Here is a 24,368-nt window from a genome sequence, read left to right as displayed (position 1 = left end):
GGGAGAGGGAGTTAACTCACGCCGCAATCTTCACCGGCAGCGTCTCAAGTCCTTTGACGAAACTCGAATAGACCCGCTTGGGTTCGCCGACCACATCAATATGGTCGAAGCGCTTGAGAATTTCTTCCCAAATAATCTTGAGCTGGAGTTCGGCAAGCCGCAAGCCCACGCAGCGGTGGATGCCGAAGCCGAAGGAAAGGTGGGTGCGCGGGCGGGCGCGATCGATGATGAAATCGTAGGGCTTCTCGATCGCCGCCTCGTCGCGGTTGCCCGAGACGTACCACATCACGACCTTGTCACCCTTCTTGATCTGCTTGCCGCGGAACTCGAAATCGGAGAGCGCCGTGCGCCGCATATGCGCGAGCGGCGTCTGCCAGCGGATCACCTCCGGCACGAAGCTGTCGAGCAGATCGGGGTTTTGGCGCAGCTTGCGGTACTGCTCCGGATGCTGGCTCAGCGCGAGAAGCGAGCCCGACATGGTGTTGCGGGTGGTATCATTGCCGCCGACGATCAACAGGATGAGATTGCCGAGGAAGTTCTTCGCATCCATGTCGCGCGTAGCAGTGCCATGCGCCATCATCGACAACAGGTCGCTCTTCGGCGGCTGCGCGATGCGCTCTTTCCAGAGGCGAGAGAAATACGCCGCGCATTCCGTCAGCTCGGCCTGCCGTTCGTCTTCGCTCGCGACGAGGCCGTCGGGGCCGGGAATGGTGGTGGCGATGTCGGACCAGCGCGTCAGCTTGCGGCGGTCCTCCCAGGGGAAGTCGAACAGCACCGCCAGCATCTGCGTGGTGAGTTCGATCGAAACGTGGTCGACCCAGTCGAACACCTCGTCACGCGGCAGGTTGTCCAGGCACTCGGCCGAGCGCTTGCGGATGTTCAGCGCGAGATTGTCCAGATGCGTCGGCGTGAACATCGGCGCCACGGTCTTGCGCTGCGCCGCATGCCGCGGCGGGTCCATCGAGATGAAGCTCTCGCGACGCAAGTCCGGATCGATGTCGCGGATGGTGATGCCGCCGAGCGAGGAGGCCGAGGAGAACACCGAATGATTGGTCTCGATCTCCATGATGTCGTTGTAGCGCGTCACCGACCAATACGGCCCGAACATCGAGTTCTTGCAGTAGTGCACCGGATCTTCCCGGCGCAGGCGGTCGAAATAGGGCCAGAACGTATCGGTCCTGAACAATTCAGGATCGCCCGGATCGAACTGCTCCAGCGGCAGCGACGTGGCGCGTGCGCGAAGTGCGTCGAGCGTGGCCGCGCTCTCGATGGTCCCATGCATGACCGCTCTCCCTGTGGTGAACCGCGCGTTCTCGTTGAATTCTGCGCTGCGGTATTTGATTTGCAATTACAGCCGGTTGTCTGCGCCGGGGCAAGGGAGAGTTTTGCCACATCCAACCTTCACGCGAGCGTCGGATGGCCGTCACGCTGCCACGCCAACGTGACCTCCCGCACGCCGCTCGATGGGGAATTGTGCAAGAAACCAACTGGAATCGGGGTAAATCGAACCCGGCCATGTTGGGGATCGACTAACCTCTGATCTATAGTTTGACCGTAACAGATCCGCACCCCGAGGTTGCCGCCGTGAACGACATGCAATGGGCCCCCATCGGCTCCGAACCCGTCCCGCCGCCGCTGCCGCCCACGCGGGTCGATTTCACCGGCAACCGCTCCGAGTTCCGCAAATTGGCCACCAAGGGTGCCATGCTCGAACTCGTCACCTTCGGCTTCTACCGGTTCTGGCTCGTCACCGACATTCGCCGTCATCTGTGGACGAACACCGCGGTGGACGGCGATGCCGCCGAATACACCGGACGGGCTAAGGAGCTCTTGGTCGGCTTCCTGTTCGCGCTTGCGATCTTGATGCCGATCTATCTCGCGTATTTTCTTGTCGGCATCGAATTCGAGCGCTGGCAGGGTTTTGCCTCGACGCCGCTCTTCATCGCCTTCTACGCCTTCGGCCAATTCGCGATTTTTCGCGCGCGGCGCTATCGCCTGACGCGTACGGTCTGGCGCGGCGTGCGGTTCTGGATGGATGGCTCGGGCTGGGCCTATTCGCTCCGCGCCATGCTGTGGGGTGTGCTGGTGTTCCTGACGCTCGGCCTGGCGCTGCCCTGGCGCGAGGCTGCACTCGAACGCTACAAGATGCAGCACACCCATTACGGCGATCTCACCGGCGATTTCGAAGGCGACGGCTGGACGTTCTTCAAGCGCGGCTGGTGGCTGTGGCTGCTCAGCCCGATCGCGCTGCTGATCTTCCCGCTCGCGCCGTTCTTCTATGCCGAGTTCAAGGCGCGCGAATGGCGCTGGTGGCTCGACGGCATCCGCATCGGCGGCGTCAGCCTGTCCTCGCACCTGCCTCATGACGCCTTCTATGGCCTGTACTGGAAGGTGATCGGCTGGTGGATGCTGCTCACGACCGCCTTCGCGGCCTACATGGGCGGCGGCGCCTTTCTCGTCGTCACCCTGACCGGCGTTTCGGCCGAGGAGGTGTTCGGGGCTGGCAATGCTGCCAAGAGCATCCCGATGGTGGTGATGATGGTGATCGGCTATTTCGCGCTCGCCCTTGCCGTCAACATCGTCATGCGGGTCTATCTTCAGCGCGATCTCTGGGCCAAGGTGCTGGAGACCGTCGAGGTGCACAACATCGCGGCCGCGGCGGATGTGCGCGGCAGCGGAAAGCTCGCCAGCGCGCTCGGCGAAGGCTTTGCCGATGGACTGGATGTTGCAGGATTTTGAGCTGTGAGTGAGTTGTCTGCCGAGGCCCCGGCGCAGTCCGTGAAGCCGACGATCTTCTTCGACGGCGTCTCGAGCCGCAGGCGTCAGGTGATGCTGTCGCTCGGGGACGTGCTCGAGATCGCCGAAGACGGCGAAGCGCCGGTTCGCTGGGCCTATGCCGATATCCGCCGTGCCGACGGCCCAGAGGGGGTTTTGCGCTTGGCATCGACGTCAGCGCCGCCGCTCGCGCGGCTCGAGATCCGTGATGCCGCGCTTGCAGCGGATCTCACCGCGCGATGCTTGTGGCTCGACGAGCACCAGACCTCGCGCCGCGGCGTCGCAAAGATCGTGGGCTGGTCGGTGGCCGCCGCCGTCTCCATCGTCTGTGTCGTGTTGTTCGGTGTGCCGCTCGCCGCCGACCGGCTCGCGCCGCTGGTGCCGAAACCGATCGAGCGACGCATTGGCGATGCGTCTGAGGTTCAGGTCAAGACCATCTTCGGCCGCAGAGTGTGCGAGGACCCCGCGGGCAAGGCCGCATTCACAAAGCTCGTCAACCGCCTGCGCGATGCCGCCGGGCTCGACGACGATTCCACGATGGCAGGCGTGCTGCCGAGCCCGGTGCCGAACGCGTTCGCGCTGCCGGGCGGCAAGGTGTTCGTGCTGAAGGGCCTGCTCGACAAGGCCGAAAGCCCCGACGAACTCGCCGGCATCCTCGCGCACGAGCTCGGCCATCTCAAGCATCACGACAACATGCGCGGCCTGATCTACAACGGCGGCACCTCGTTCCTGATCGGCCTGCTGTTCGGCGACGTCACCGGCTCCTCGGCCGTGATCTTCGCCTCGCGCAGTGTGGTCGAAGCCTCCTATTCGCGCGAGGCCGAGACCGGCGCCGACACCTTCGCCATCGAGATCATGCATGCGCTCGGCCGCTCACCGAAACCCGCGGCCGAGCTGATGTTCCGCATCACCGGCAAGGAAGGCGGCTCTGGTTTGACAAATATCCTCGCCAGCCATCCGCTCACGGAGGACCGGCTCGCGCGGATGACCAGGGAAGATCGTCCCGCCAGCGGCCCGCCGCTGCTGACGAACAAGGAGTGGCAGTCGCTGAAGGGCATTTGCGGCAGCGGGAAGATCTGAAGCAGGAAGAGCTTTGCTTGAATTGGTGCGAGCCCAGAACTCGAATCACCTCTCCCGTAGGGAGAGGTCGGATCGCATCGAAAGATGCGATCCGGGTGAGGGGTTACAGTAGAGCGCCGTGGCCCCTCACCCGGATTGCTCAGGCGCGCAATTGCGCGCCAAAGCAATCCGACCTCTCCCCGCTGGGGAGAGGTAAGCCACGGACAGCCGACCGAACCTAACATCATCGTGCTCTGAACTACCTCGTCCCGTAAGCGCGGTCGCCGGCGTCACCGAGGCCTGGTAGAATGAAGCCGTTCTCGTCGAGCCCCTCATCCACTGCCGCCGTCCAGATCGGTACGTCCGGATGCAGACCTCGCAGCCGCTCAAGTCCTTCCGGCGCGGCGATCAGGCAGGCGAGGCGGATATCCTTGGCGCCGCGCTCCTTCAGCCGGTCGATGGCGGCCACGGCCGTATTGGCGGTGGCGACCACCGACGTCACCACGATCGCCAGGCGCTCGCCGAGATCGGACGGCGATTTGAAGAAGTACTCGACCGCGGCAAAGCTGTGCGGCTCGCGGTAGAGTCCGATATGGGCGACGCGCGCGGTCGGCACCAGGTCCATCATGCCGTCGACGAAGGTGGTGCCGGCACGCAGCATCGGCACGAACACCAGCTTCTTGCCGGCGATCTTGGCCGAGTGCATCCGCGCCAGCGGCGTGTCGACCACGACGTCGGTGAGCGGCAAATCGCGCGTCACCTCGTAGCAGAGCAGCATGCCGATCTCCTTGATCAGCTCGCGAAACGACTTGGTCGAGATGGACTTGTCCCGCACCAGCGTCAGCTTGTGCTGCACCAGCGGGTGATCGACGATCGTGACGCCTTGCATGATGGGATGCCTTTCTTCCTTCTCCCCTTGCGGGAGAAGGTGGCGCGAAGCGCCGGATGAGGGGTCGTCTCCGCGAACTTCACTGAGAGATGGGTTCGCGGAGAGAACCCCTCACCCGCCTCGCTGTCGCGAGGCACCCTCTCCCACAAGGGGAGAGGGTTAAAAAACCGTGCCGTCGCTGATCACCTTGAGCGGCGGCGAACCATCGGGCCGGCGCGCGAAGGCAATAGTGCGGCCCGCTGCCCAGGTGCCGCCTTCCAGGATGCTGGCGAGCGGCAGCGTCTCTGGCGTGCGGCCGAGCTTGGCGCGGATGCGCTCCGCCAGCCGATCGAGCAGGGCAACAGTGAGAGCGCGCCACTCGACGACGAGCAGCGAGTCCACCGCATGCGCGCGCGCAGCGTCCGCGGGATCGCGCAGGTGCAGCACCTCATGATCGATGAACAGTCCGCCATTGCGGTATTCGGCCAGCCCGGTCAGGCCGTCGATGTCGGTCACATCGAAGCCTGCGCGCTGGAGCGGCTCGATCAGCGAATAGCTCAGCCATTGCGACAGCTTGTGCAGCGGTACGAGACCGGTGGTCGCGTCATCGGCCTCGATCGCCGGATGGCGCCAGCAATCGCCGAGCGGAATTCCCGCTAGCTCGAGCCGCGATGGCCAAATCGGTCCGAGCTGGTTCAGTACTGCCGACAGGATTGCCGGAGCGGCGATGATGCCGCCATTCGCCTGCGCCGCGATGTGATCGAACAGGCCGCCAGGCCGCGGCGTATCGCGCAGGCCGAAAACCTCAGCCCGTTCCGCCACCAGCTTGCCGAGACGCCGCAGCAAATCGGTGCGTCCGTCGAGGCCGAGCAGCGGATTGGCGTCGCTTGCCTGAAACGCGGATGTGAGCGCAGCCAGCGGCAGTTGCGCAAGCACTTCCGCATCGGCCCTGAACGGCGTGCCGGCATCGCCCGAGAAGAGGCCGCCAGCGAACATGTCGAGGCTTGCGATGGCGAGCCCTTCGGACCGGCCGATGCTTTCTCCTGTCATCGCGCCACGGTATCGCCACGCCGGACCCGCGCCGGCATCGAGCAGCACGCTGACGATGGCAAGGTCGAACTCCGCGCGCGCCCGCGCCGCGCGATCGGGCCAGGACGTAGCGTCCGCAAGCTCCGCCCAGCGATCGACACCGCCAAGCACGAAATGCCGCCACCGCGCATGGAAGGGAACGTCCAGCGTCGGATAGGCCTTGCGCGTCACCGCGAGCACCGCCTCCGCAACGCCGTCCATGCGGTCGAGATCGATGGTAAAATGCTGGAGTCCCCGGCCATGCCGAGCTCGAGCATCTGCGCGGCCCGCGCGCGAACCGCCGCTGCGGTGAGCAGCGAGCGCGCCTCTCGTTCCAAAGCGTCCGCCATCGCGCGATCAGTATTTTTCCAGCGAACGCCCGACCACGTCGTTGACGTCCTTTTCCGGCGCGATATCGGTCGAGTAATAGCCGGCGGCCTTCTTTGCGGCGATCTCGACATAGGCGTCGGCGGGAATCAGCTCCGGCGGGATCGGCACACGCTCGACGATGTCGATGCCCTGCGAGGTCAGCGCGTTGTATTTCATGTCGCTCATCGACAGGAAGCGATCGATGCGCGTCAAGCCGAGCCAGTGGATGGTATCCGGCATCAATTGCTGGAAGCGCGCGTCCTGGACGCCTGCGACGCATTCGGTGCGCTCGAAATAGGCCGCGGCCGCGTCGCCGTCCTCCTGGCGCTTGCGCGCATTGTAGACCAGGAATTTCGTGACCTCGCCGAGCGCGCGGCCTTCCTTGCGGTTGTAGACCACGAGCCCGAGCCCGCCCTCCTGCGCGCCGCGCGCGGATTCCTCGATGCCGTGGATGAGATAGGGCCGGCAGGTGCAGATGTCGGAGCCGAACACGTCGGAGCCGTTGCACTCGTCATGCACGCGGCAGGTGATCTTGGTTCGATGGTCCGGCAGCTTGCTGACGTCGCCGAACATGTAGACGGTGGTGCCGCCGATCGGCGGCAGGAACACCTTCATATCCGGCCGCGTCACCAGCTCGGGGAACATGCCGGCGGTCTGCTCGAACAGCGTGCGGCGCAGCTCGGTCTCGCTGGTGCCGAAGCGCTGCGCAAGGCCGGGCAGGTGCCAGACCGGATCGATCGCGATCTTGACCACCGACACGCTGCCATTGGCGTGCACGACCTCGCCGTCGGCGCGCAGCCGCTTTGCGGCCAGCGCCTCGCGGATCTCCGGCAGGTCCAGCCGCGCCCGCGTCACCGCGATGCTTGGCCTGATATCGGCGCCTTCGGCGATCTCCCGGCGGAAGTTCTCCGCAACGAGATGGCCCCAGGGATCGAGCGCGACGATTTTTGTGGGATCACTCCATTGCGGGAACGGGCCGATGGTCGCGGCCGGGAACGTGTTGGTGAGGTCGGGACGCCTGATCGGATCGAGCGCGCCGGCGGACACCGCGAGCGCCCGGTACATCGCATAGGATCCGCCATGGCTGCCGATCACGTTGCGATCCCCAGCGCGCGACACCGTGCCGATGATCGGCCCGCGGGCGCGCGCGTCGGCGGCGCCCCAATGGATCGGGAAGGCGGCCTTCCGGCCTGGCTCCGGATGGGAGGTCAGGCGGATGTGGTCGGTACGATTCGCGCGGCTCATGTCCAGGCTCCCAAAAAGCCAACGGCCCGCCGTTCGGACGGGCCTGGCTCGGTCGCGTTGCCAGTCGAGGACACCGGCGACGCGAGCTCAATCCAACATATTGTAGCGGCCGGCGACGACAGACAAGTTAATCGTGCCGGACGGGCAGGGTCTTTGTTGCCAAATTCCCGTCGGTCAACGCGCCGGCAGGCCCTCCGTTTGACACCGCGCGCCCGCGTTGGCCGACCTCGCCGCTCTGCCTGTGCGGCCAGTTTAAGGAATTGAAATATTTCCATTTTTCATGTTTTCAAGGGGCTGCGTCGTTTCGCGCGACGGGGTGTCAGGTTCTCGACAAGACGTGACATCAGGCCAATCGTGCGGATCGCCCTTGCCCAGGAGACTGCCATGCCCGCCGCCAGCTACATCGACCCCCGCAACGGACAACTTTATCCGTTGGATCAGCCGCGCTGGTGCTCGGACGAGCGCACGCCACTGCTGGTGACGCCGGGAGCCGGTATCTCGCGCGAGGACATCGAGCCCCGCACGCGCTCGCTCTGGCGCTACCGGGCCGCGCTGCCGGTCGAGATCAAGAATCCGATCACGCTCGGCGAGGGCTGCACGCCATTGGTCCAGCAGCAGTGGGGCGAGCTGCGGCCGTTGTTCAAGCTGGAATGGTTCAATCCGACCGGCAGCTTCAAGGACCGAGGCTCTTCCGTGATGCTGTCCTTCCTGCGCCAGATCGGCGTCAATGCGGTGCTGGAGGACTCCTCCGGCAATGGTGGCTCGTCGATGGCGGGGCTCGGTGCCGCCGGCGGCATGCGGGTGAAGATCCTCGCGCCCGCCTCGACCTCGCCGGCCAAGATCGCGCAGGTGCGCGCTTATGGCGCCGCGGTGCAACTCGTCGAGGGCCCGCGCGAGGAGTTGGAAGCCGAGGCCATCCGCCAGTCGCATCAGACGTTTTACGCCAGCCACAATTGGCAGCCGTTCTTCCTCGAAGGCACCAAATCGCTTGCGTATGAGATCTGGGAAGACCTTGGCTTTCGCGCGCCCGACAACGTCATCGTTCCGGTCGGGGCCGGCAGCAGCCTGCTCGGTTGCGCCTTCGGCTTCCGCGAGTTGCTGAGGGCCGGTCAGATCGCAAAACTGCCGCGCCTGTTCGCGGCGCAGCCGCTCAACTGCTCGCCGATCGATGCGAGCTTCAAGGCCGGTGTGGATACGCCTGTCGCGCGCGAGGTGCACAAAACCATCGCCGAAGGCACCGCCATCAAGAATCCGTTGCGTCTGCGCGAAATCATCGGCGCTTTGCGCGAGAGCGGCGGCGGCACCGTCGCGCTCACCGAGGATGAGATCGTCGCCGCCCTGCGGCGTCTTGCGCGGCAAGGCCTGTTCGCCGAGCCGACCAGCGCCAGCGCAGCCGCCGCGCTGGACAAACTGTTCGCTGCCGGAGCCATCAAGGTGAACGAAACCACAGTTGCCGTCCTCACTGGCACGGGCCTGAAGGCCGCAACCACCGTTGCCGATCTCGTGCAGTAGGGCGGAGAGGAAGTTCTCTTCCTTCTCCCCTTGTGGAGAAGGTGGCGCGAAGCGCCGGATGAGGGGTCTCTCTCTCTCCGCATACTCAAATGAGAATTGAACTCGCGGAGACAACCCCTCACCCCGTCTCGCCGCGATGCGGCGAGCCACCCTCTCCCACAAGGGGAGAGGGAAAAGAAGCATCTCACTCCTTCAGATCATTCACCCGCTTCACCCAGGCGCGCACATCTTTGAGCACGGCGGGCAGCAGCGCCTTGACCTCCGCCACCGTCATGCCCGCCTTGATGCGGGGATCGTAGAGCAGATTGAGGATGTACTGATCGTAGACGTCGAAATAGCCCATCGAGACGTTATCGTTGAACATGGTCCACGGCACGCTGGCGGTGTCGTTGATGGGACCGAGCGATTGCAGCAGCTCCTCATAGGCGCAGTCGAGGAAGACGAAATCGCCGTTGTCGACGGTGAGGATGACGTCGGAATGCTCGATCTCGAAATTATCGTTCTTGCGGAAGCCGGACAGGCATTGCGGATCCAGCGAGGTGCGGATCTCGCGCGCCTTCTCGGCGCCGTAAAAGCTGGTGAGGGTGCGGTAGAGATCGCGGTCGCGCACGAGCTTGACCCGCACATTCGCCGCCTCGCTGGTCGTGGTCATGGCGATGTCGAGATGCTGCACGCGCGTGGCGATGTCGTTCACGACCTTCGCAAGCTGCGTCTTGCGATCGGCGCGGTCGCCCTCGGCGTAGACGCGCACCGGCCCGTCGAACTTGCGGATGCGGTCGACGCGGCCGGCGAGGTGGTACTCGGCGCCGAACGCCGTCTTGAGAAAACCCTCGACGATCTCGCCGTCGGTAAAGCTCTTCTTCTCGGAGCGCTGGCGCGAGGCGATCGCAGGCAGTTCACCCGCGCGGGCCGTGGTAGCGGTATCAGGCACCAATGTGAGCGCGGCGAGCGCCAAGAGGGCGATGCGGAAGGCGGGCGCGGTCAGGTTCAATGCGCTCATTGTCGTGCGACGCTGCCGCATTCCGCGTCGCGCGCACAAGCCCGCAAATTCACGCGCCTCGCGGGTTCCCGCTGTAGCGGCCTAATCGTTCAGCACCACCACGGTGGTGCCGACCGCGACGCGGCTGTAGAGATCGGTGACGTCCTCATTGGTCATGCGGAAGCAGCCCGAGGACACCGCCTGGCCGATCGTCTCCGGCTCGTTGGAGCCGTGGATGCGATAGAGGGTCGAGCCCAGATACATCGCGCGGGCGCCGAGCGGATTGTCGAGGCCGCCCTTCATGTGGCGCGGCAGGTCGGGCCGGCGGGCCAGCATCTGCGACGGCGGCGTCCAGGCCGGCCATTCCTTCTTGGCGGTGATCTTGTGCACCCCGCCCCAGCGGAAGCCGTCGCGGCCGACGCCGATGCCGTAGCGCAGCGCCTGGCCGTTCTGGAGCACCAGGTACAGCCGCCGCTCGCCGGTGTTCACCACGATCGTGCCGGGCGCGTAATTGCCGTTATAGATGACGGTGGTGCGGGGGACGGGATTTGCGCCGGAACGGAAGAAGTTCGGGCCGCCACCCATGATGTCGCGCGTGTCGAACTCTTCGGCGAGCACGCCGCCCGCCATGGCCGACAGCAGTGCGATGGCGGCGATCGGCGCGGCAAAAAACCGGATCATTGTCTCCCCCAGCAAAAAATCGATTCAATGACAGCCACAGGCCATATTTGCAGGCTTTCCGCAAGCCACGGCCCCGTGAGGAACACCATGCTTAACGATTGGCGTTACCAAATCGGCAACCACGCCAATTTGCCGAAAAGAATTAGCCAAGCCGGCGCATCGTCACGCGGGGCAGGGCAGCGATGGCGGCTATTGCTTTGACGGCACGCGCGAACAATGATTGATCGAACCGATATCTGGATAATGCCGGTCGTGGGAGCCTTGGAATGAACGGTGCGGAAAGCCTGGTGCGGACAATGGTCAAGGGCGGGGTGGACGTCTGCTTCACCAACCCCGGCACCTCCGAGATGCATTTTGTCGCAGCGCTCGACCGCGTACCGGGCATGCGCTGCGTGCTCGGGCTGTTCGAAGGCGTGGTGACGGGCGCCGCCGACGGCTATTTCCGCATGAAGGGCACGCCGGCCTCGACGCTGCTGCATCTCGGCCCCGGTCTCGCCAACGGCCTTGCCAATCTGCACAACGCCAAGAAGGCCAATTCCGGCATCGTCAACATCGTCGGCCAGCACGCGGTCTACCACATCGGCTACAACGCGCCGCTGACCTCCGACATCGAGGGCCTGGCCCGGCCGATGTCATCCTGGGTCCGCACCTCGCCGGATTCCAAATCGGTTGCTGCCGACGGCGCCGCTGCGATTGCCGCCGCCAAAAGCGCGCCGCCGCAGATCGCGACCCTGATCCTGCCTGCCGACACCGCCTGGAACGAAGCCGACGGCGTCGCCGATGTTCCGGCCGAGCAGCAGCGGGCGAGCTATTCGCCGCAGGCGGTCGAGCAGGCCGCAAAAATCCTGCATCGCGACGGCGAGGGCACGCTGCTGCTGATGACCGGCAGCGCGCTGAGCGAGCATGGCCTGGCGCTGGCCGAGCGCATCGCCGGCAAGACCGGCTGCACGGTGATGGGCCCGACCTTCCGCCCGAAGATGGCGCGCGGCCGCGGCCGTTTCTCGATCGACCGCATCCACTACGTCATCGAGAACGCGCTGCCGATGCTGGCAAAATTCCGTCACATCGTGCTGGTCGAGTCCGACGATCCCGTGGCGTTCTTCGCCTATCCGAACAAGCCGAGCATGCTCAAGCCTCAGGGCTGCGAGGTCCATCGCATGACCTCCTGGGGCGAGCACTCGGTCGCGGCGCTGGAAGCGCTTGCCGGCGCTGTGAAGGCCAGCGCCAAGGACGTCAAGCCGCAGGCGTTGCAGGAGCTGGTCAAGCCGACCGGCGCGCTCACCTTCGCCTCGATCGCGCAGGCGATCGCCTGTGCGATCCCCGAGAACGCGATCATGGTCGACGAATCCCTCACCACCGGCCGCGGCTTCTTCCCGCCGACGGCCGCGGCCGCGCCGCACGACTGGCTCCAGAACATGGGCGGCTCGATCGGCTTCTCGACCCCGCTGTCGATCGGCGCCGCCATCGCCTGTCCGGACCGCAAGGTGATCACCATGGTCGGCGACGGCAGCGCGATGTACACGATCCAGTCGCTGTGGACGCAAGCGCGCGAGAACCTCAACATCGTCACCATCGTGTTCGCCAACCGCATCTACCAGATCCTGCGCGGCGAGTTCGACAATGTCGGCGCCGGCGAGCCCGGCCAGCGCGCCAACGACATGCTGCGGCTCGATCGGCCGACGCTGGATTTCGTCGCGCTGGCGAAGGGCATGGGCGTGCCCGGCCGCGCCGTCACCAATGCCGACGAGCTCAACAAAGCGCTGACTGAGGCCGTCGCCGAGCCCGGCCCGCGGCTGATCGAAGTTCAGATGTAGGACGTCAACAGACCGAGCGCCGTGAGCCCGGAGGCACGATGCAGACCGAGCTGAACAAGGTGATCGCGGCGCTCCGGGACTTCTACGCGCAGGAAGCATTCCTGTTCGAGAAGGACGTCGGCGAGCGCGCGATCACGCACCGCTTCGCCGTGCACCTGGAGAAGCAGTTCTCCGGCTGGTCAGTCGACTGCAACTACGACCGGCTCGGCGAGCGCACGCTGCATCTGCCGCACGGCAGCATCATCTCGACCGACGACCATCTCGGCAAATCGATCTATCCTGATGTCGCCGTGCACCAGCGCGAGATCCCGAACAATCTGCTCACTGTCGAGATCCGCAAGGCGAGCAATCACACGCCGCTCGAGCACGATCAGCACAAGCTGAGGGCGCTGACCGACGTGCATGTCTGGTTTCCCTATTGGATCGGCTTGCTGCTGGTGCTGGACGCGCACCACGTGACGATGTCGGAGGTTTACGTCAGCGGCCTCGTCGACGAGGCGCTGTCGCGCTGGTTCGCGACGCGGCTGGAGGAGACCAGCCTCGGAATTCGCGCATAGAGCAGCGCGACGTGCGCGGTCACGCACGCCGCCAGCTCGTCAGGTCGTCAGTAATAGTACGGCTGCGAGTACGCGTAGCGCGGGTTGATGCCGCAATAGGCCGACGTGCCGGAGGCGGTGGCCGCACATTGCTGATAGCTCGCGAACTGGCAATTGCCGGGATAGCCCCACTGGCGGCCTTGCAGGCAGTATCTGTCGTTTGCGGCCTGGGCCGGCGCCGCCGACAATGACGCTGCGATCACGGTTGCGAACGATGCAAGCGTGAGGATGGTGCGACGCATTTCAAATCTCCTTCGAGCATGGTGGAACGGCCGTGCCTTGGCGTTCCCGTGGCCTGTCTGACGCATGGTCATGCTGTGTTGGTGTCCGCGACGCGGGATGCGTTCGACATAATGTACATCGTGACGCAGCCGGCGCCGGACAATGTGATCTCCACCACAGTTCGCGCACAGGTTCCGACCTATCTCAACGACCTTGCACGCCTCGATCCCGTGGGACTAGGCTTGCCTCATTCGGATCAGGCATTTTGGAGGTTCTGATGCAGAAATCATATTTGCTGGCTGCAACGGCAGCGCTGGTGCTCATGATGCAAACGCCGCTCGCGCTGGCGCAGAGCGCGCCGGCCGCCGGCGGAACCGCTGCACCTGCCGCGACAACCACTGCGCCGGCCGCGACGACGGCACCGGCTGCGACCACCGACACCTCCAGCCAGCCGACCGATTCCAAGAAGAGCGCATTGAAGAAGCCGGCGAAGAAGAAGATGACGCGGCAGCAGGAGATCGATCATTCGATCGACACCGGCACCGTTCCCGCGCGCTACCGCAGCTCGGTGCCCAAGCAGTACCAGCAATACATTCCGTTCGATAAGCGGTAGCGGATCGCATGGCGGCGCGACCGGATCAGAGGCTGCGTCGCCGTTGCCCATTGCAGGATGGCCTTGGCCATGGGATCCAACCACATACATTGTGGCGCGCGGTGCTAGATTAGGCTTAAGTCCGGGGGAAGGAATGAGTGACGACGGGAAGGATGCTGGCCTTGTGGCCATGATCACCAGCATCCTTGGAGGCAACAAGCGCGCGGACGTCGTGACGCCGCCGCCGCTCACCGAGGCTCCTCCGACAGCGCCGACGAACGGGTTCGAGGCGGTCGAGCCGTCCAGCACCGATGCGGAGCCGGCGGAGTTCGAGCCGGCCCCCGAAGCCGTACCAGCCGAGACCAAGCCGGTCGCGCCACCTCCGAAAATCGCCACCACACGAGACGGCAAGAAATTGCTGCCTGCGGAAGCAATTGCCGATCTCGTGCTTGGTGAATTGCGCAAGATCGAGAATTTTCCGGCGACCGGCGTCTCGGTCACGGTCTATGGCTACCGGCACTGGAACGCCATGATCACCTTCGCGCCGTTCTCGACCACGTTCCGGAACGCGACCCGGTTCCGCCAGGCCCTGCCGGACCTCGTCTTCAAGCTGCGCCGCTTCGTCGAACTTGAGATATAGTCAGGGCAATCGGCGGGCGGCGCGAGCGTCGCGCCATTAGCCAAAACAAGTTCGACAGGATTTTGAAATTGAGCGTCGCCTTTACCAAGGAAGAGAGCGCCGAAACCGCGTCCGAGACGCTGTTGCCGGATCGCCCGATCTCGCCGCATCCAAACCTCGTGACGGAAAAAGGCTTGCAGTTATTGCAGGCTCAGCTTGCCGAGGCGCGCGCGGCCTATGAAGCCGCGCAAGCCATCGAGGACGTCAACGAGAAGCGCCGGCAATCGGCCGTGCCCTTGCGCGATGCCCGCTATCTGACGGAAAGGCTGCGCACGGCGCAGGTCGTTTCCGATCCGACCTCGATCGACACAGTCGCGTTCGGCAGCACGGTGACCTTCAGCCGCGCCGATGGCCGCGTGCAAACCTATCGCATCGTCGGCGAGGACGAGGCCGATCCGAAGGCAGGGTCGATCTCCTTCGTCTCGCCGGTCGCGAGATCGTTGATGGGGAAGGCGGTCGGCGATGTCGTTGGTTCAGGCAACCAGGAGATCGAAATCCTGTCGATCGCGTAGCGAGCGCATCGGTCTATGGCCCCCGCCTAGACCTGTGGGAGTTCAACGCCCGTCAGCTTGCCCAATTTTGCGATGAGGTCCTCCTGAAATCCCGGGTCCGTCGCCTCATCGGCTGGCTCCTCCTGCCGCAGGTGATGCCAGTAGCGCCCGCTGACCAGGGCCGCGGAATCCTCGCTCACCGCCAGCCAGGTCTGAGTCCGTTGCCCGGTGTCGAGATCGACCGGGGCGCTCGCACCACCCATCTTCGTGCGCACCCATCCGGGATCGACGGCGTTGCTGAGGACGTTGGGCCAGCGCCGCGCCAACGCGAACGCCAGGGCGACCACGTGCAGCTTGCTGTCGGCGTAGGCCTTTGCCGAATCCCAGGCGCGCCTGTTCCAGTCGAGGTCATCCAGCGAGTCCTCGCCGCCGCGGTGCAGCCCGCTGCTGAGGTAGATCAGTCGGCGGGGCCGCTCGATCAGTGCCGTCAGCATGTACGGCGCAAGCGTGTTGATCGCCAGCGTGCTCGCATGGCCTTCCGGAGTCGAGCCGCGGCTCCGCTGGGTGTAGACGCCGGCGTTGTGGATGATCGCATCCATGCGGCCGATCGCATTGACCTGGTCCGCGATGCTCTTCGTCTCAGCCGCACTTCTGAGATCGCCGACCACCATTCCGGCGGCACGCGACCTGAGCACGCCAAGCGCCGCGGCGCGATCGACCGATCGTGCGTGCAGCACCACGCGGTGACCTTGATCGAGGAGTGATTGTGCCGCCGCCCGGCCGAGACCGTCCGTGCTGCCCGTGATGAATACGATCGCCATGCGCTGTTTCTCCGGATTACTGGACGTACTCTACAGCGCCTGCGCATCACTTCCGATATTGCTCGTCGCTCACCTTCTCCAGCCAATCCACGTTCTTGCCGCCGGAGGAACTCCTGGATTGCGATGTGTGTCATCGCCGTCGTCGGCGAAGCTCCATGCCAGTGCTTCAGTCCGGGCGGGAACCAAACGACGTCGCCGGGGCGGACTTCCTCGATCGGGCCGCCCTCGCGCTGAACCCAGCCGAGTCCGGCCGTGATGATCAGCGTCTGCCCGAGTGGATGCGTGTGCCAGGCAGTCCGGGCACCTGGCTCGAACGTGACTTGGCCGGCCCCAGTGCGAGCCGGATCCTGCGCCTGAAACAGCGGATCGATGCGGACGCTGCCGGTAAACCAGTCTTGGGAGCCCTTCTGCGAGGGCCGAGACCCGTTTCTCTTGATGTCGATTTCCATTTGAGCCTCCTTCTGTGCTTCGGACGCGCGCGCCTGCACCCTCTGAATTCCGAGAGTGGCGGCGGCGCTGCCGGCGATGAGTACGTCCCGTCGTGTGATCACGGTGTGTCTCCGCTCAGCGCGGACGCTTCTCGATGACGTCCTTGATCACTGGCGCTGCGGAGAATGCGTTGGGCCAGCCGGCGTAGAAGGCGAGATGGCCGAGCACTTCGCCGGTTTCCTCCCGCGTCAACCCATTGTTCATCGCGCGGTTCAGGTGATAGGTGATCTGCGCGACCTGGCCGGTCGCGATGAGAGCGCTCACGGTGACCAGGCTGCGGTCGCGCGGCGCCAGCGCCGGCCTGAGCCAGAGATCCCGGAACAGCACGTCGGTCGTGTACTGGACCAGGCTTGGCGTGATTTGCCCGAACTGCTCTGCAACCCGCGTCGCCCGCTGCTTCTCCGCGGTCTCATCGAGCGGCAGCTGCGGCCCCGAGGCCGGCGGGAGCTGATCGGCCCCGATGTTGCGGCTCCTGAACACCTCCCTCGCCGCCGGGATCGCATCCATTGCGTTCGCCCAGCCGGTGTAGAAGGCCAGATGCGTGATGATCTCCGATATCTCCGACGGCTTCACGCCGCTGTCGAGCGCGAGGTTCAGGTAGTACGGCAGCTCGACGGTTTGATCGCGCGCGATCAGCGCGGCGACGGTGACGATGCTGCGATCCCGCCGCGACAGCCCCGGTCGTTTCCAGAGATCGCCGAGAACGAATTTTTGCGCATAGCCTTCGAGGGCGGGAGCGACGGCGCGGACGTCTTCCGGCTTTGGCATTGGATTTACTCCTGCGATGGACGTCTGTCCGGCGGCAGCGCCGGCGAACAGACACAATGAAAGCAAGGTCGCGAGCATCCTCATGACGGGGTTCCTTCCAAGCTTGTCGGGTGCGCCATCAGCCACAGCGCCACCAGGGCTGCGCAGAGCACGGTCACGGCGCTGACGAGAAAGACGACGTTCAGTCGTGCGCCGGTCGCGATCAATCCGAGTGCCGGGCTCGCGAGCCCTTGCGCGAGATCCAGGAACGCCGTGTATGCTCCCATGGCGAGCCCGCGGCTCTGCATGGGAACGCTGCGCACGGCTTCGACGCCGAACCCCGGATAGACCAGCGAGAAGCCGAAGCCGGTGAGCGCGGCGCCGGCGAGCGCCATCTCGGGCCGGACGGCAAGCCAGATCAGCGCCTGGCCGGCGGCTTCGATTCCCGCGCAGACCAGCGCGACCTTTGCTCCGCCGAGCACATCGGCCACATGACTGAAGAACACCCGCGCCAGGATGAAGGCGATGGCGTAAGCGGAATAGGCCAGCCATCCGTTGGCCCATCCGCGGTTCGCGAACAACAACGCGGCGAATGTGGTGACCGCGCCGAAGCCGACGCTGCCGAGTGCCGAGCCCAAGCCCGGGAGCCAGACGGCACCGAACACCTCGGCGAAGGAGGTGTGGGCCTGGTGGTGGAGGGGAGGGACCGCGGGGAGCCGGACGACGAGCAGGAGCGTCAGTAACGGCGCAACCGCAGCGGCGGTCGCGATCGCCGCGAAGCCGTAGGCGGCGTAGAGCGCGGATCCCGCGGGCGCGCCGATCGCGAAAGCCGCAAACATCGCCGAGCCGACCCAGGCGATGACCTTGCCGGTGCTGCCGGAATCGGCGAGCGCCAGTCCCCAGCTCACCGCAGCGGTGATGATGAAACTCTCGGCCGCGCCAAGCAGGCCACGGCCGAGCAGCAGTATGGAGACTGACGCCAGCGGGGTGTTGGCGAAGCCGAGAGAAGCCAGATAAAGCAGTCCGGAGGCCGCGGCAGCGAGCAGGCCGACGACCACGCCGCGCTTCGCGCCGCTTCGATCCGAGAAGTGGCCAGCCCACGGTCGCGAGATCAGCGAAGCGGCGAACTGGCTGCCGGCGACGAGGCCGACCACGAAGGTACCCAGGCCCAATCCATCGTGGACATGAAGCGGAAGGACCGGCATCGCGACGCCGATGACCAGGAAGGCAACGAACACCACCGCCATGATCGGCATCAGGTTGGCGACGCCGCGCGGCGCAGCGGCCTCTCGAATGGCTGTTACCGACATGCGAGCTCAGAGCTCGTGCTGCGTCGGCGCAGGCGATCGGCGTCTTGCGCATCGCTGACGACGTTCGGGAGCTCGATTGCTTCTGTCATAGGTCCTTGCCTTCGTTCTGGAGCCGCCCTGCCACCCGATGGCTGATCCGAACCTAAGACTTCCGCAGCTTACCGATTAGGTGATAGATTTCGCATGCGGTCATTAGCCAGGCTTATGAATGAACAGAGAGGATGCCAGCGATCTCCTCGCCTTCCTCGCAGTGGCGAGGGAGCGCAGCTTCACGCGCGCTGCGGCAAAGCTCGGCATGACGCAATCCGCGCTCAGTCAGATCATCCGGAATCTGGAGGAGCGGCTCGGCGTACGATTGTTGAACCGGACGACGCGGAGCGTCACACCGACTCAGGCCGGAGAACGGCTGTTCCTCAGCGTCGGCCCGAAGTTCACCGAGATGGATGCCGATCTCGCTGCGCTCAGCGAATTGCGCGAAAAGCCTGCCGGAACCATCCGGCTGACGGCGACGGAGTTTGCCGCCGCCGAGATCCTGCTGCCGGCGCTCCGAAAGATCCTGCCCAAGTACCCGGATATCCATGTCGAGGTGATCATCGACTACGGGCTCACCAACATCGTGGCGCAGCAGGTTGATGCGGGCATCCGTCCCGGCGAGCTCGTCGCCAAGGACATGATCGCCGTGCGCGTCAGCCCCGACCTCCGGATGGCGGTCGTCGGGTCGCCTTCATACTTCGCCGAACGCAAGCGACCGAAGACGCCGCAGGATCTAACTCACCACAATTGCCTCAACCTCCGCCTGCCGACGCACGGCGGCAGCCTCTACGCCTGGGAATTCGAAAAGAACGGGCGGGAGCTCAATGTGCGGGTGGAGGGCCAGCTCGTGTTCAACAGCGCGGGACTTCTGCTGGACGGAGCGTTGAAGGGTTTGGGCCTCGCCTACCTCACGGAAGGACATGTGCAGCCCTACCTGTCCCAGGGCCGCCTGGTCCGCGTGCTCTCCGATTGGTGCCCGCCGTTCTCGGGATACCATCTCTACTATCCCAGTCGGCGCCAGCCTTCGCCGGCCTTCTCGCTGCTCGTGGAAGCGCTCCGATATCGGGGTAAGTAAAAGGGCATGACCACGGGACTTCATGTCCGAAGGATGCCGCTTTGCGCAAGAGCTTCCCTCCAGCTCGGTGGTTGCACCGGTGACGGTGCGGTCATCGTTGCACGCTGGTTGCTGGGATCTTGCGGGCGCCGCACTTAGCGTAGCACTTGGGTCCAGCGGCTCGTCAAGGCCTGCCATCATGCCGCATGAGGGAAGTCGACGGCAGCGGCAGTTGGTGGAACTCGCCGGTTCGGTCGATCGCGGAGGCGAATTGACGCGTAGTCGATTGAAAATCAACTAACGATAAGTCTGGTCGGAAGCACCCGACAGTGGAATAATTCGCAATGGTTTCTTGATCAGATTTTGACGTCGACCCCGAACCGGCTGGCGACGTGGATTTTCATGATGGCCGCGCTTCCTCAGGACGTGGTGGCGGATTTGCAGCAAGAGAACGCGCGGCTGCTGGCCGAATTGCGCGCCGCACAAGATCGCGAGAGCGCCACCGCGGACATTCTCAAGATCATTGCCAGTTCGCCATCGGAGGTGAAGCCGGTATTCGATGCAATCGCGAGGCGGGCCAATGCCTTGCTCGGCGGCTTTTCGACGACCGTATTCCGTTTCATCGACGGCATGGCCCATCTGGCGGCATTCACGCCGACGAATCCTGCCGCCGATGCGGCTTTGCAGAACATGTTTCCGAGGCCGATTGCCGATTTTGAGAGTTTCGCAAGAACGCAGGCGGGTAAGGTGGTACCGACCCCCGACACTGAGGCGCTGACGACCGAAATCAAATTTATCGCGCGCGCCCGCGGCTTTCGCAGCATGCTGTTCGTTCCGCTCACGACCGGCGGCGTCGTGATCGGCATGATCAGCGTCACGCGAAGTCGAGCCTGGCACCTTCGCTCCACATCATGTGCAGCTTCTGCAGACCTTCGCCGATCAGGCCGTCATCGCCATCGAGAATGCGCGGCTATTCGATGAGGTCCAGGCGAAGACGCGCGATCTCGCCGAATCGCTCCAACAGCAAACCGCGACTGCCGATGTGCTGAAGGTGATCAGCCGCTCGACCTTCGACCTGCAAACCGTGCTCAACACGCTGGTCGATTCGGCGGCGCGGCTGTGCGAAGCGGAGATGGCGTTCATCATGCGCCGCGAAGGTGATGAATATCACGCCGGTGCCGCGGTCGGGTTTTCCGCGGAATACAGCGAGTTTCTGCAAGCTCACCCGATTATCCCCGGACGGAGCACGGTCACAGGTCGGGCCGTACTCGAGCGCCGTCCGGTGCAGGTCCTCGACGTCGCTGCCGATCCCGAATACGGCCTGCGCGAGTCGACTACCATGGCTGGTCAGCGCACGGCGCTCGGTGTTCCCCTCATGCGCGAGAATGAGCCGATCGGCGCGATCGTGATCGCTCGCAAGCGCGTGCAGCCTTTCACGGAAAAGCAGATCGAGCTCGTCGCCACGTTTGCCGACCAGGCCGTGATCGCCATCGAGAATGTACGGCTCTTCGAACAATTGCAAAGCAGGACGCGAGATCTGTCCGAGGCGCTGACGTACCAGACCGGCAGCGCCAATATCCTCAGGGTTATCGCTTCCTCGCCGACTGAAGTCGGTCCGGCGCTCGAAGCGATTGTGGAAAGCGCATGCGGGCTTTGCGAGGCATATGATGCGCTAGTCGTTCTGAGGGACGGCGACGACATCGTTGTCCAGGCGCACCATGGACAAGTTCCCGTTGTGTGGAGCCGACGATCGATCAGTGTGCAATCGCCCAGCGGCCGGGCCATTAGCGACCGCCGCACCGTTCACGTGCACGACCTGCTTGGGCCCGAAGGGGACGAATTCCCGACAGGACGGGAATATGCGCTTCGCTCCAACGTTCGGACTGTTCTAAGCGTGCCGCTGTTGCGCGAAGGCGAGAGCATGGGTGCGATCGTGCTACGTCGCACCGAGGTTCGTCCATTCGGCGAGAAGCAGATCAACCTGCTCCAGACTTTTGCAGATCAGGCTGTTATCGCCATCGGCAACGCGCGTCTGTTCGAGCAATTGAACGAATCGCTGGAGCGGCAGACCGCAACGTCGGAGGTGCTGGAAATCATAAGCGCTTCATCGGGCGCATTGACTCCGGTCTTCCACAAGATGCTGGAGAATGCGACACGGATCTGCGGCGCCAGCTTCGGCACTATGAATCTCTACGAGGAAGGCGGCTTTCGTACGGTCGCATTGCACAACGCGCCGCCAGCTTATGTTGAGACCCGGCTGCACCAGAGCATTCGTCCACATCCCGCGAGCGGGCTCGGCACCGTCGAGAAAACTCATCAGACGGTTCATATCGACGACATCAGGACTTAGCCGCCCTACGTCGAAGGCAACCCGAACGTTCGCGCGCTTGCCGACCTTGCTGGCGCAAGGACCCTCGTCATCGTGCCCATGCTTAGGGAAGACGAGCTGATCGGCACCATCACGATCTTCCGCCAGGAAGTTAAGCCCTTCACGGACAAACAGGTCGAGCTCGTATCCAATTTCGCGCACCAGGGTGTGATCGCGATCGAGAATGCACGCCTGCTGAATGAACTGCGCGAGCGAACTATGGAGTTGTCGCAATCGCTCGAGGAATTGCGAAACGCGCAGGATCGGTTGATCCAGACCGAGAAGCTTGCCTCACTCGGGCAACTCACCGCCGGCATCGCACATGAAATCAAGAACCCGCTCAATTTCGTCAATAATTTTGCTGCGCTTTCCTCCGAACTGATTGACGAGCTCGGCGACGGGCTGCGCTCAGCCGCCCTTGGCGAGGCAGCAAGGCAGGACATCGACGCGCTGATACGCATGCTACAAGGCAACCTGGAAAAGATCGTGCAGCACGGAAAGCGCGCTGATTCCATCGTCAAGAATATGCTTCTGCACTCGCGCGAGGGTTCTGGCGAGCGCCGTTCGGCCGATATCAACGCCATCGTTGAGGAAAGTCTCAACCTTGCCTATCACGGCGCGCGCGCTGAAAAGGCAGGTTTCAACATCAAGCTTGAAAGGAATTCGATCCCAGCGCGGGGGCGCTCGACCTGTATCCGCAGGAAATCACGCGGGTGTTCCTCAACCTCATTTCAAATGGATTCTACGCGGCTAGCAAACAAAAGGACGCCGCCGGTGGCGGCTTCGAGCCAAGGCTGCGCGCGACGACCACAAATCTCGGCGGCGCCGTCGAAATCCGGATTCGCGACAATGGCGCGGGCATCCCGGCCGACGTGAGAGAGAAAATATTCAATCCATTCTTCACCACCAAGCCCGCAGGCGAAGGTACCGGGCTTGGCCTTTCAATCTGCCACGACATCATTGTGAAGCAACACGGCGGCAGCATCGAGGTCGAGACCGAGGCTGGCGATTATACAGAGTTCATCATTACGCTGCCGCGCACGCTGGCGGCACCATTGCAGACCGGAGGCAGAAGTTGAGCGTTTATATCATGGTCGTCGACGACGAGCCCGATGTCGAGGCGCTATTCCGCCAGCAGTTCCGACGTGATCTGCGCGCCGGTCGTTTTCTCATGGAGTTTGCCCCATCGGCACCGGCGGCCCTGCAGCGTGCAGTCGAGATTGAGGATGCCACCCTGATCCTGATCCTGTCTGACATCAACATGCCCGGAATGAGCGGGCTGGAGATGCTATCTATCGTGCGCTCGGCCCGCCCCGATGTTCCGGTCATCATGATCACAGCCTACGGTGACGCCGAGACCAAGCGCAAAGCGCTGGAGAACGGCGCGGCCGACCTGTTGACCAAACCAATTGACTTCGCGGCGCTGCGCCAGGAGATCGATACAAGGCTCGAGCAGGCCGCATGACCGCAATCAGTCTCGTGGTCGATGACAAACCGGAACGGCTCGCAAGGTGTAATCTCCTAGGCGCCGTCCCAAGTGAAATTAGGCATCCTGCGTCAATGTTCACCGAAAACACCGGGGGTTCAAAATGAAGACGATCTTGGTCCCGCTTCGAAATATTTCGATGATGACATCCACGCTCGATGTCGTCGTAGGCCTCGCGCAACGTTCCGGCGCCTATATCGAAGGCTTTCCACTCCGGTTCGGCATCCCTCAATATGTAGCCGCGGAATTGGCCACCGGCATCCTTTTAGATTCGTATCAAGTTAAGACCGAAGCCGAATTGAACGACATGCGCAACTTTTTCGAAGCATTCATGCTGAAGCACGATATTCCTCGAGCCACTGCGGGATCGCGCGGACCATGCTTCGGCTGGCTGGAGACCGCGCCTGAGGGCGAAGACGTTGTCGGAAGTTATGGGCGCGCTTTCGATCTGATCGTGATGGCACGGTCTGACGTTGATGCTGCGGGCCCTCACCGTCGCGCGATTGAATCCGCGCTGTTTGAGAGCGGCAGGCCCGTCCTACTGACGCCATCGAATGCACCGAGAAGTATCGCGACAAATATCATGATCCACTGGAATGGTAGTACCGAGCAAGCTCGGGCAAACGCATTTGCCATGCCGTTGCTCCGTGTGGCCGAAAGGGTATCGGTCCTAACCGTCATTGGCGGCCAGGGGGTACCAGGACCATCTGCCGATCGGATCGTCCAGCAACTGCGGTACAATGACATTGCAGCCCATGTGACAAGGGTTGGACTGGAGAATCGCGAGACCGGAGAGGCGGTCCTCGATGCCGCCAGGGCTCAAGGCTGCGATCTCTTGATCAAGGGAGCCTTCACCCGCACCAGGTTGCGGCAAATGATATTCGGCGGGGCGACCAGCTATATCATGGAGCATGCGGATCTGCCTGTCCTGATGGCTCATTAGAGCCTCACGCAGGCCTCTCTCCGGATCATGCCATCCTGCCCGTGTTTTGCCCGACGCGTCAACTGAAATTCGGAAAATTCGTAACCCATTGTTTCCGCTCGCGTCCGCTACTGTGCATGGGGTTGTTTTTCCATTTTTTTGATGAGACGGGTCCGGACAGCCGCGAG

General features: G+C 63.8%; 20 protein-coding genes and 3 pseudogenes. 12 read left to right on the top strand and 11 right to left on the bottom strand.

Translation table 11 applies throughout. The features are described 5' to 3' along the window. Positions 1-16: 16 nt before the first annotated feature. Positions 17-1,282, bottom strand: a complete 1,266-nt coding sequence (locus tag ACSKB8_RS14880) for a cytochrome P450 (RefSeq protein WP_438104890.1) — start codon at positions 1,280-1,282, stop codon at positions 17-19. 311 nt (positions 1,283-1,593) lie between these two features. Between ACSKB8_RS14880 and ACSKB8_RS14875 the strand changes: the two genes are divergently transcribed. Together ACSKB8_RS14875 and ACSKB8_RS14870 are read left to right on the top strand one after the other, a co-directional pair. Next, a complete protein-coding gene (locus ACSKB8_RS14875; RefSeq protein ID WP_438110533.1) occupies positions 1,594-2,739 on the top strand; it encodes a YjgN family protein in 1,146 nt (381 codons plus the stop codon). Between the two features lie 3 nt (positions 2,740-2,742). After that, positions 2,743-3,855 (top strand): M48 family metallopeptidase, encoded by a 1,113-nt coding sequence (locus ACSKB8_RS14870; RefSeq protein WP_438104888.1) that lies wholly within the window; start codon positions 2,743-2,745, stop codon positions 3,853-3,855. Positions 3,856-4,093: 238 nt separating this feature from the next. On the opposite strand, the gene upp is transcribed toward ACSKB8_RS14870, so the two are convergent. The 3 genes and pseudogenes from upp to ACSKB8_RS14855 form a co-directional block, all read right to left on the bottom strand. Then, positions 4,094-4,723 (bottom strand): uracil phosphoribosyltransferase, encoded by a 630-nt coding sequence (gene upp / locus ACSKB8_RS14865; RefSeq protein ID WP_091881044.1) that lies wholly within the window; start codon positions 4,721-4,723, stop codon positions 4,094-4,096. Positions 4,724-4,882: 159 nt separating this feature from the next. After that, positions 4,883-6,120 (bottom strand): annotated as a pseudogene (locus ACSKB8_RS14860) (URC4/urg3 family protein). Between the two features lie 7 nt (positions 6,121-6,127). After that, complete coding sequence (locus tag ACSKB8_RS14855) at positions 6,128-7,384, bottom strand: GTP cyclohydrolase II (RefSeq protein ID WP_438104886.1); 1,257 nt, start codon at positions 7,382-7,384, stop codon at positions 6,128-6,130. A 384-nt stretch (positions 7,385-7,768) separates the two neighbouring features. Here ACSKB8_RS14855 and ACSKB8_RS14850 point away from each other — a divergent pair, with 384 nt between their 5' ends. Further along, on the top strand, positions 7,769-8,896 hold the full coding sequence (locus tag ACSKB8_RS14850) for a threonine synthase (RefSeq protein ID WP_438104884.1): 1,128 nt from the start codon (positions 7,769-7,771) through the stop codon (positions 8,894-8,896). A 184-nt stretch (positions 8,897-9,080) separates the two neighbouring features. Here the strand turns inward: ACSKB8_RS14850 and ACSKB8_RS14845 are convergent, their stop codons facing one another. Both ACSKB8_RS14845 and ACSKB8_RS14840 read right to left on the bottom strand, forming a co-directional pair. After that, on the bottom strand, positions 9,081-9,896 hold the full coding sequence (locus tag ACSKB8_RS14845; protein WP_438104883.1) for a DUF2927 domain-containing protein: 816 nt from the start codon (positions 9,894-9,896) through the stop codon (positions 9,081-9,083). 81 nt (positions 9,897-9,977) lie between these two features. After that, positions 9,978-10,556: a L,D-transpeptidase gene (locus tag ACSKB8_RS14840; protein ID WP_438104882.1), complete on the bottom strand. Its 579-nt coding sequence runs from the start codon at positions 10,554-10,556 to the stop codon at positions 9,978-9,980. A 266-nt stretch (positions 10,557-10,822) separates the two neighbouring features. Here ACSKB8_RS14840 and ACSKB8_RS14835 point away from each other — a divergent pair, with 266 nt between their 5' ends. Together ACSKB8_RS14835 and ACSKB8_RS14830 are read left to right on the top strand one after the other, a co-directional pair. Next, positions 10,823-12,370 (top strand): acetolactate synthase large subunit, encoded by a 1,548-nt coding sequence (locus ACSKB8_RS14835; protein WP_438104880.1) that lies wholly within the window; start codon positions 10,823-10,825, stop codon positions 12,368-12,370. Positions 12,371-12,408: 38 nt separating this feature from the next. Next, complete coding sequence (locus ACSKB8_RS14830) at positions 12,409-12,927, top strand: hypothetical protein (RefSeq protein ID WP_438104878.1); 519 nt, start codon at positions 12,409-12,411, stop codon at positions 12,925-12,927. 47 nt (positions 12,928-12,974) lie between these two features. Here the strand turns inward: ACSKB8_RS14830 and ACSKB8_RS14825 are convergent, their stop codons facing one another. Continuing rightward, positions 12,975-13,208, bottom strand: coding sequence for a DUF3551 domain-containing protein (locus ACSKB8_RS14825; protein WP_370986162.1), 234 nt, complete (start codon positions 13,206-13,208; stop codon positions 12,975-12,977). A 257-nt stretch (positions 13,209-13,465) separates the two neighbouring features. Here ACSKB8_RS14825 and ACSKB8_RS14820 point away from each other — a divergent pair, with 257 nt between their 5' ends. From ACSKB8_RS14820 to greA, 3 genes are all read left to right on the top strand, one after another. Beyond that, positions 13,466-13,801 (top strand): hypothetical protein, encoded by a 336-nt coding sequence (locus ACSKB8_RS14820; RefSeq protein WP_438104876.1) that lies wholly within the window; start codon positions 13,466-13,468, stop codon positions 13,799-13,801. A gap of 133 nt (positions 13,802-13,934) precedes the next feature. Then, positions 13,935-14,420 carry a hypothetical protein gene (locus ACSKB8_RS14815; RefSeq protein WP_438104874.1) on the top strand — a complete coding sequence of 162 codons (486 nt, stop codon included), beginning with the start codon at positions 13,935-13,937 and terminating at the stop codon, positions 14,418-14,420. A gap of 68 nt (positions 14,421-14,488) precedes the next feature. Continuing rightward, positions 14,489-14,971 (top strand): transcription elongation factor GreA, encoded by a 483-nt coding sequence (greA, locus tag ACSKB8_RS14810; RefSeq protein ID WP_438104873.1) that lies wholly within the window; start codon positions 14,489-14,491, stop codon positions 14,969-14,971. Between the two features lie 26 nt (positions 14,972-14,997). Here the strand turns inward: greA and ACSKB8_RS14805 are convergent, their stop codons facing one another. The 4 genes and pseudogenes from ACSKB8_RS14805 to ACSKB8_RS14790 all read right to left on the bottom strand — a co-directional run bounded on the left by ACSKB8_RS14805 (position 14,998) and on the right by ACSKB8_RS14790 (position 18,317). Continuing rightward, positions 14,998-15,771 carry an SDR family NAD(P)-dependent oxidoreductase gene (locus ACSKB8_RS14805; protein WP_438104871.1) on the bottom strand — a complete coding sequence of 258 codons (774 nt, stop codon included), beginning with the start codon at positions 15,769-15,771 and terminating at the stop codon, positions 14,998-15,000. Between the two features lie 46 nt (positions 15,772-15,817). Then, positions 15,818-16,214 (bottom strand): annotated as a pseudogene (locus ACSKB8_RS14800) ((R)-mandelonitrile lyase). Between the two features lie 121 nt (positions 16,215-16,335). Further along, a complete protein-coding gene (locus tag ACSKB8_RS14795) occupies positions 16,336-17,112 on the bottom strand; it encodes a carboxymuconolactone decarboxylase family protein (protein WP_438104869.1) in 777 nt (258 codons plus the stop codon). Next, positions 17,109-18,317: an arabinose transporter gene (locus tag ACSKB8_RS14790; RefSeq protein WP_438104868.1), complete on the bottom strand. Its 1,209-nt coding sequence runs from the start codon at positions 18,315-18,317 to the stop codon at positions 17,109-17,111. Before ACSKB8_RS14790 ends, ACSKB8_RS14795 begins: the two co-directional genes overlap by 4 nt. A gap of 208 nt (positions 18,318-18,525) precedes the next feature. On the opposite strand from ACSKB8_RS14790, the gene ACSKB8_RS14785 reads away from it, so the two are divergent. From ACSKB8_RS14785 to ACSKB8_RS14770, 4 genes and pseudogenes are all read left to right on the top strand, one after another. After that, a complete protein-coding gene (locus ACSKB8_RS14785; RefSeq protein ID WP_128931664.1) occupies positions 18,526-19,425 on the top strand; it encodes a LysR family transcriptional regulator in 900 nt (299 codons plus the stop codon). A gap of 384 nt (positions 19,426-19,809) precedes the next feature. Beyond that, positions 19,810-22,851: pseudogene (locus tag ACSKB8_RS14780) on the top strand (GAF domain-containing protein). Further along, positions 22,848-23,237, top strand: coding sequence for a response regulator (locus ACSKB8_RS14775; RefSeq protein WP_091881014.1), 390 nt, complete (start codon positions 22,848-22,850; stop codon positions 23,235-23,237). The pseudogene ACSKB8_RS14780 and the gene ACSKB8_RS14775 overlap by 4 nt, the downstream one beginning before the upstream one ends. A gap of 124 nt (positions 23,238-23,361) precedes the next feature. Next, a complete protein-coding gene (locus ACSKB8_RS14770) occupies positions 23,362-24,201 on the top strand; it encodes a universal stress protein (protein WP_438104866.1) in 840 nt (279 codons plus the stop codon). The last annotated feature ends 167 nt before the right edge of the window (positions 24,202-24,368 follow it).

The organism is Bradyrhizobium sp. BR 1432, from assembly GCF_051547705.1.
Lineage (GTDB): Bacteria > Pseudomonadota > Alphaproteobacteria > Rhizobiales > Xanthobacteraceae > Bradyrhizobium > Bradyrhizobium zhanjiangense.
The sequence above is the reverse complement of the archived record's forward strand: the minus strand, read 5'-3'. Positions and strand labels throughout refer to the sequence as shown.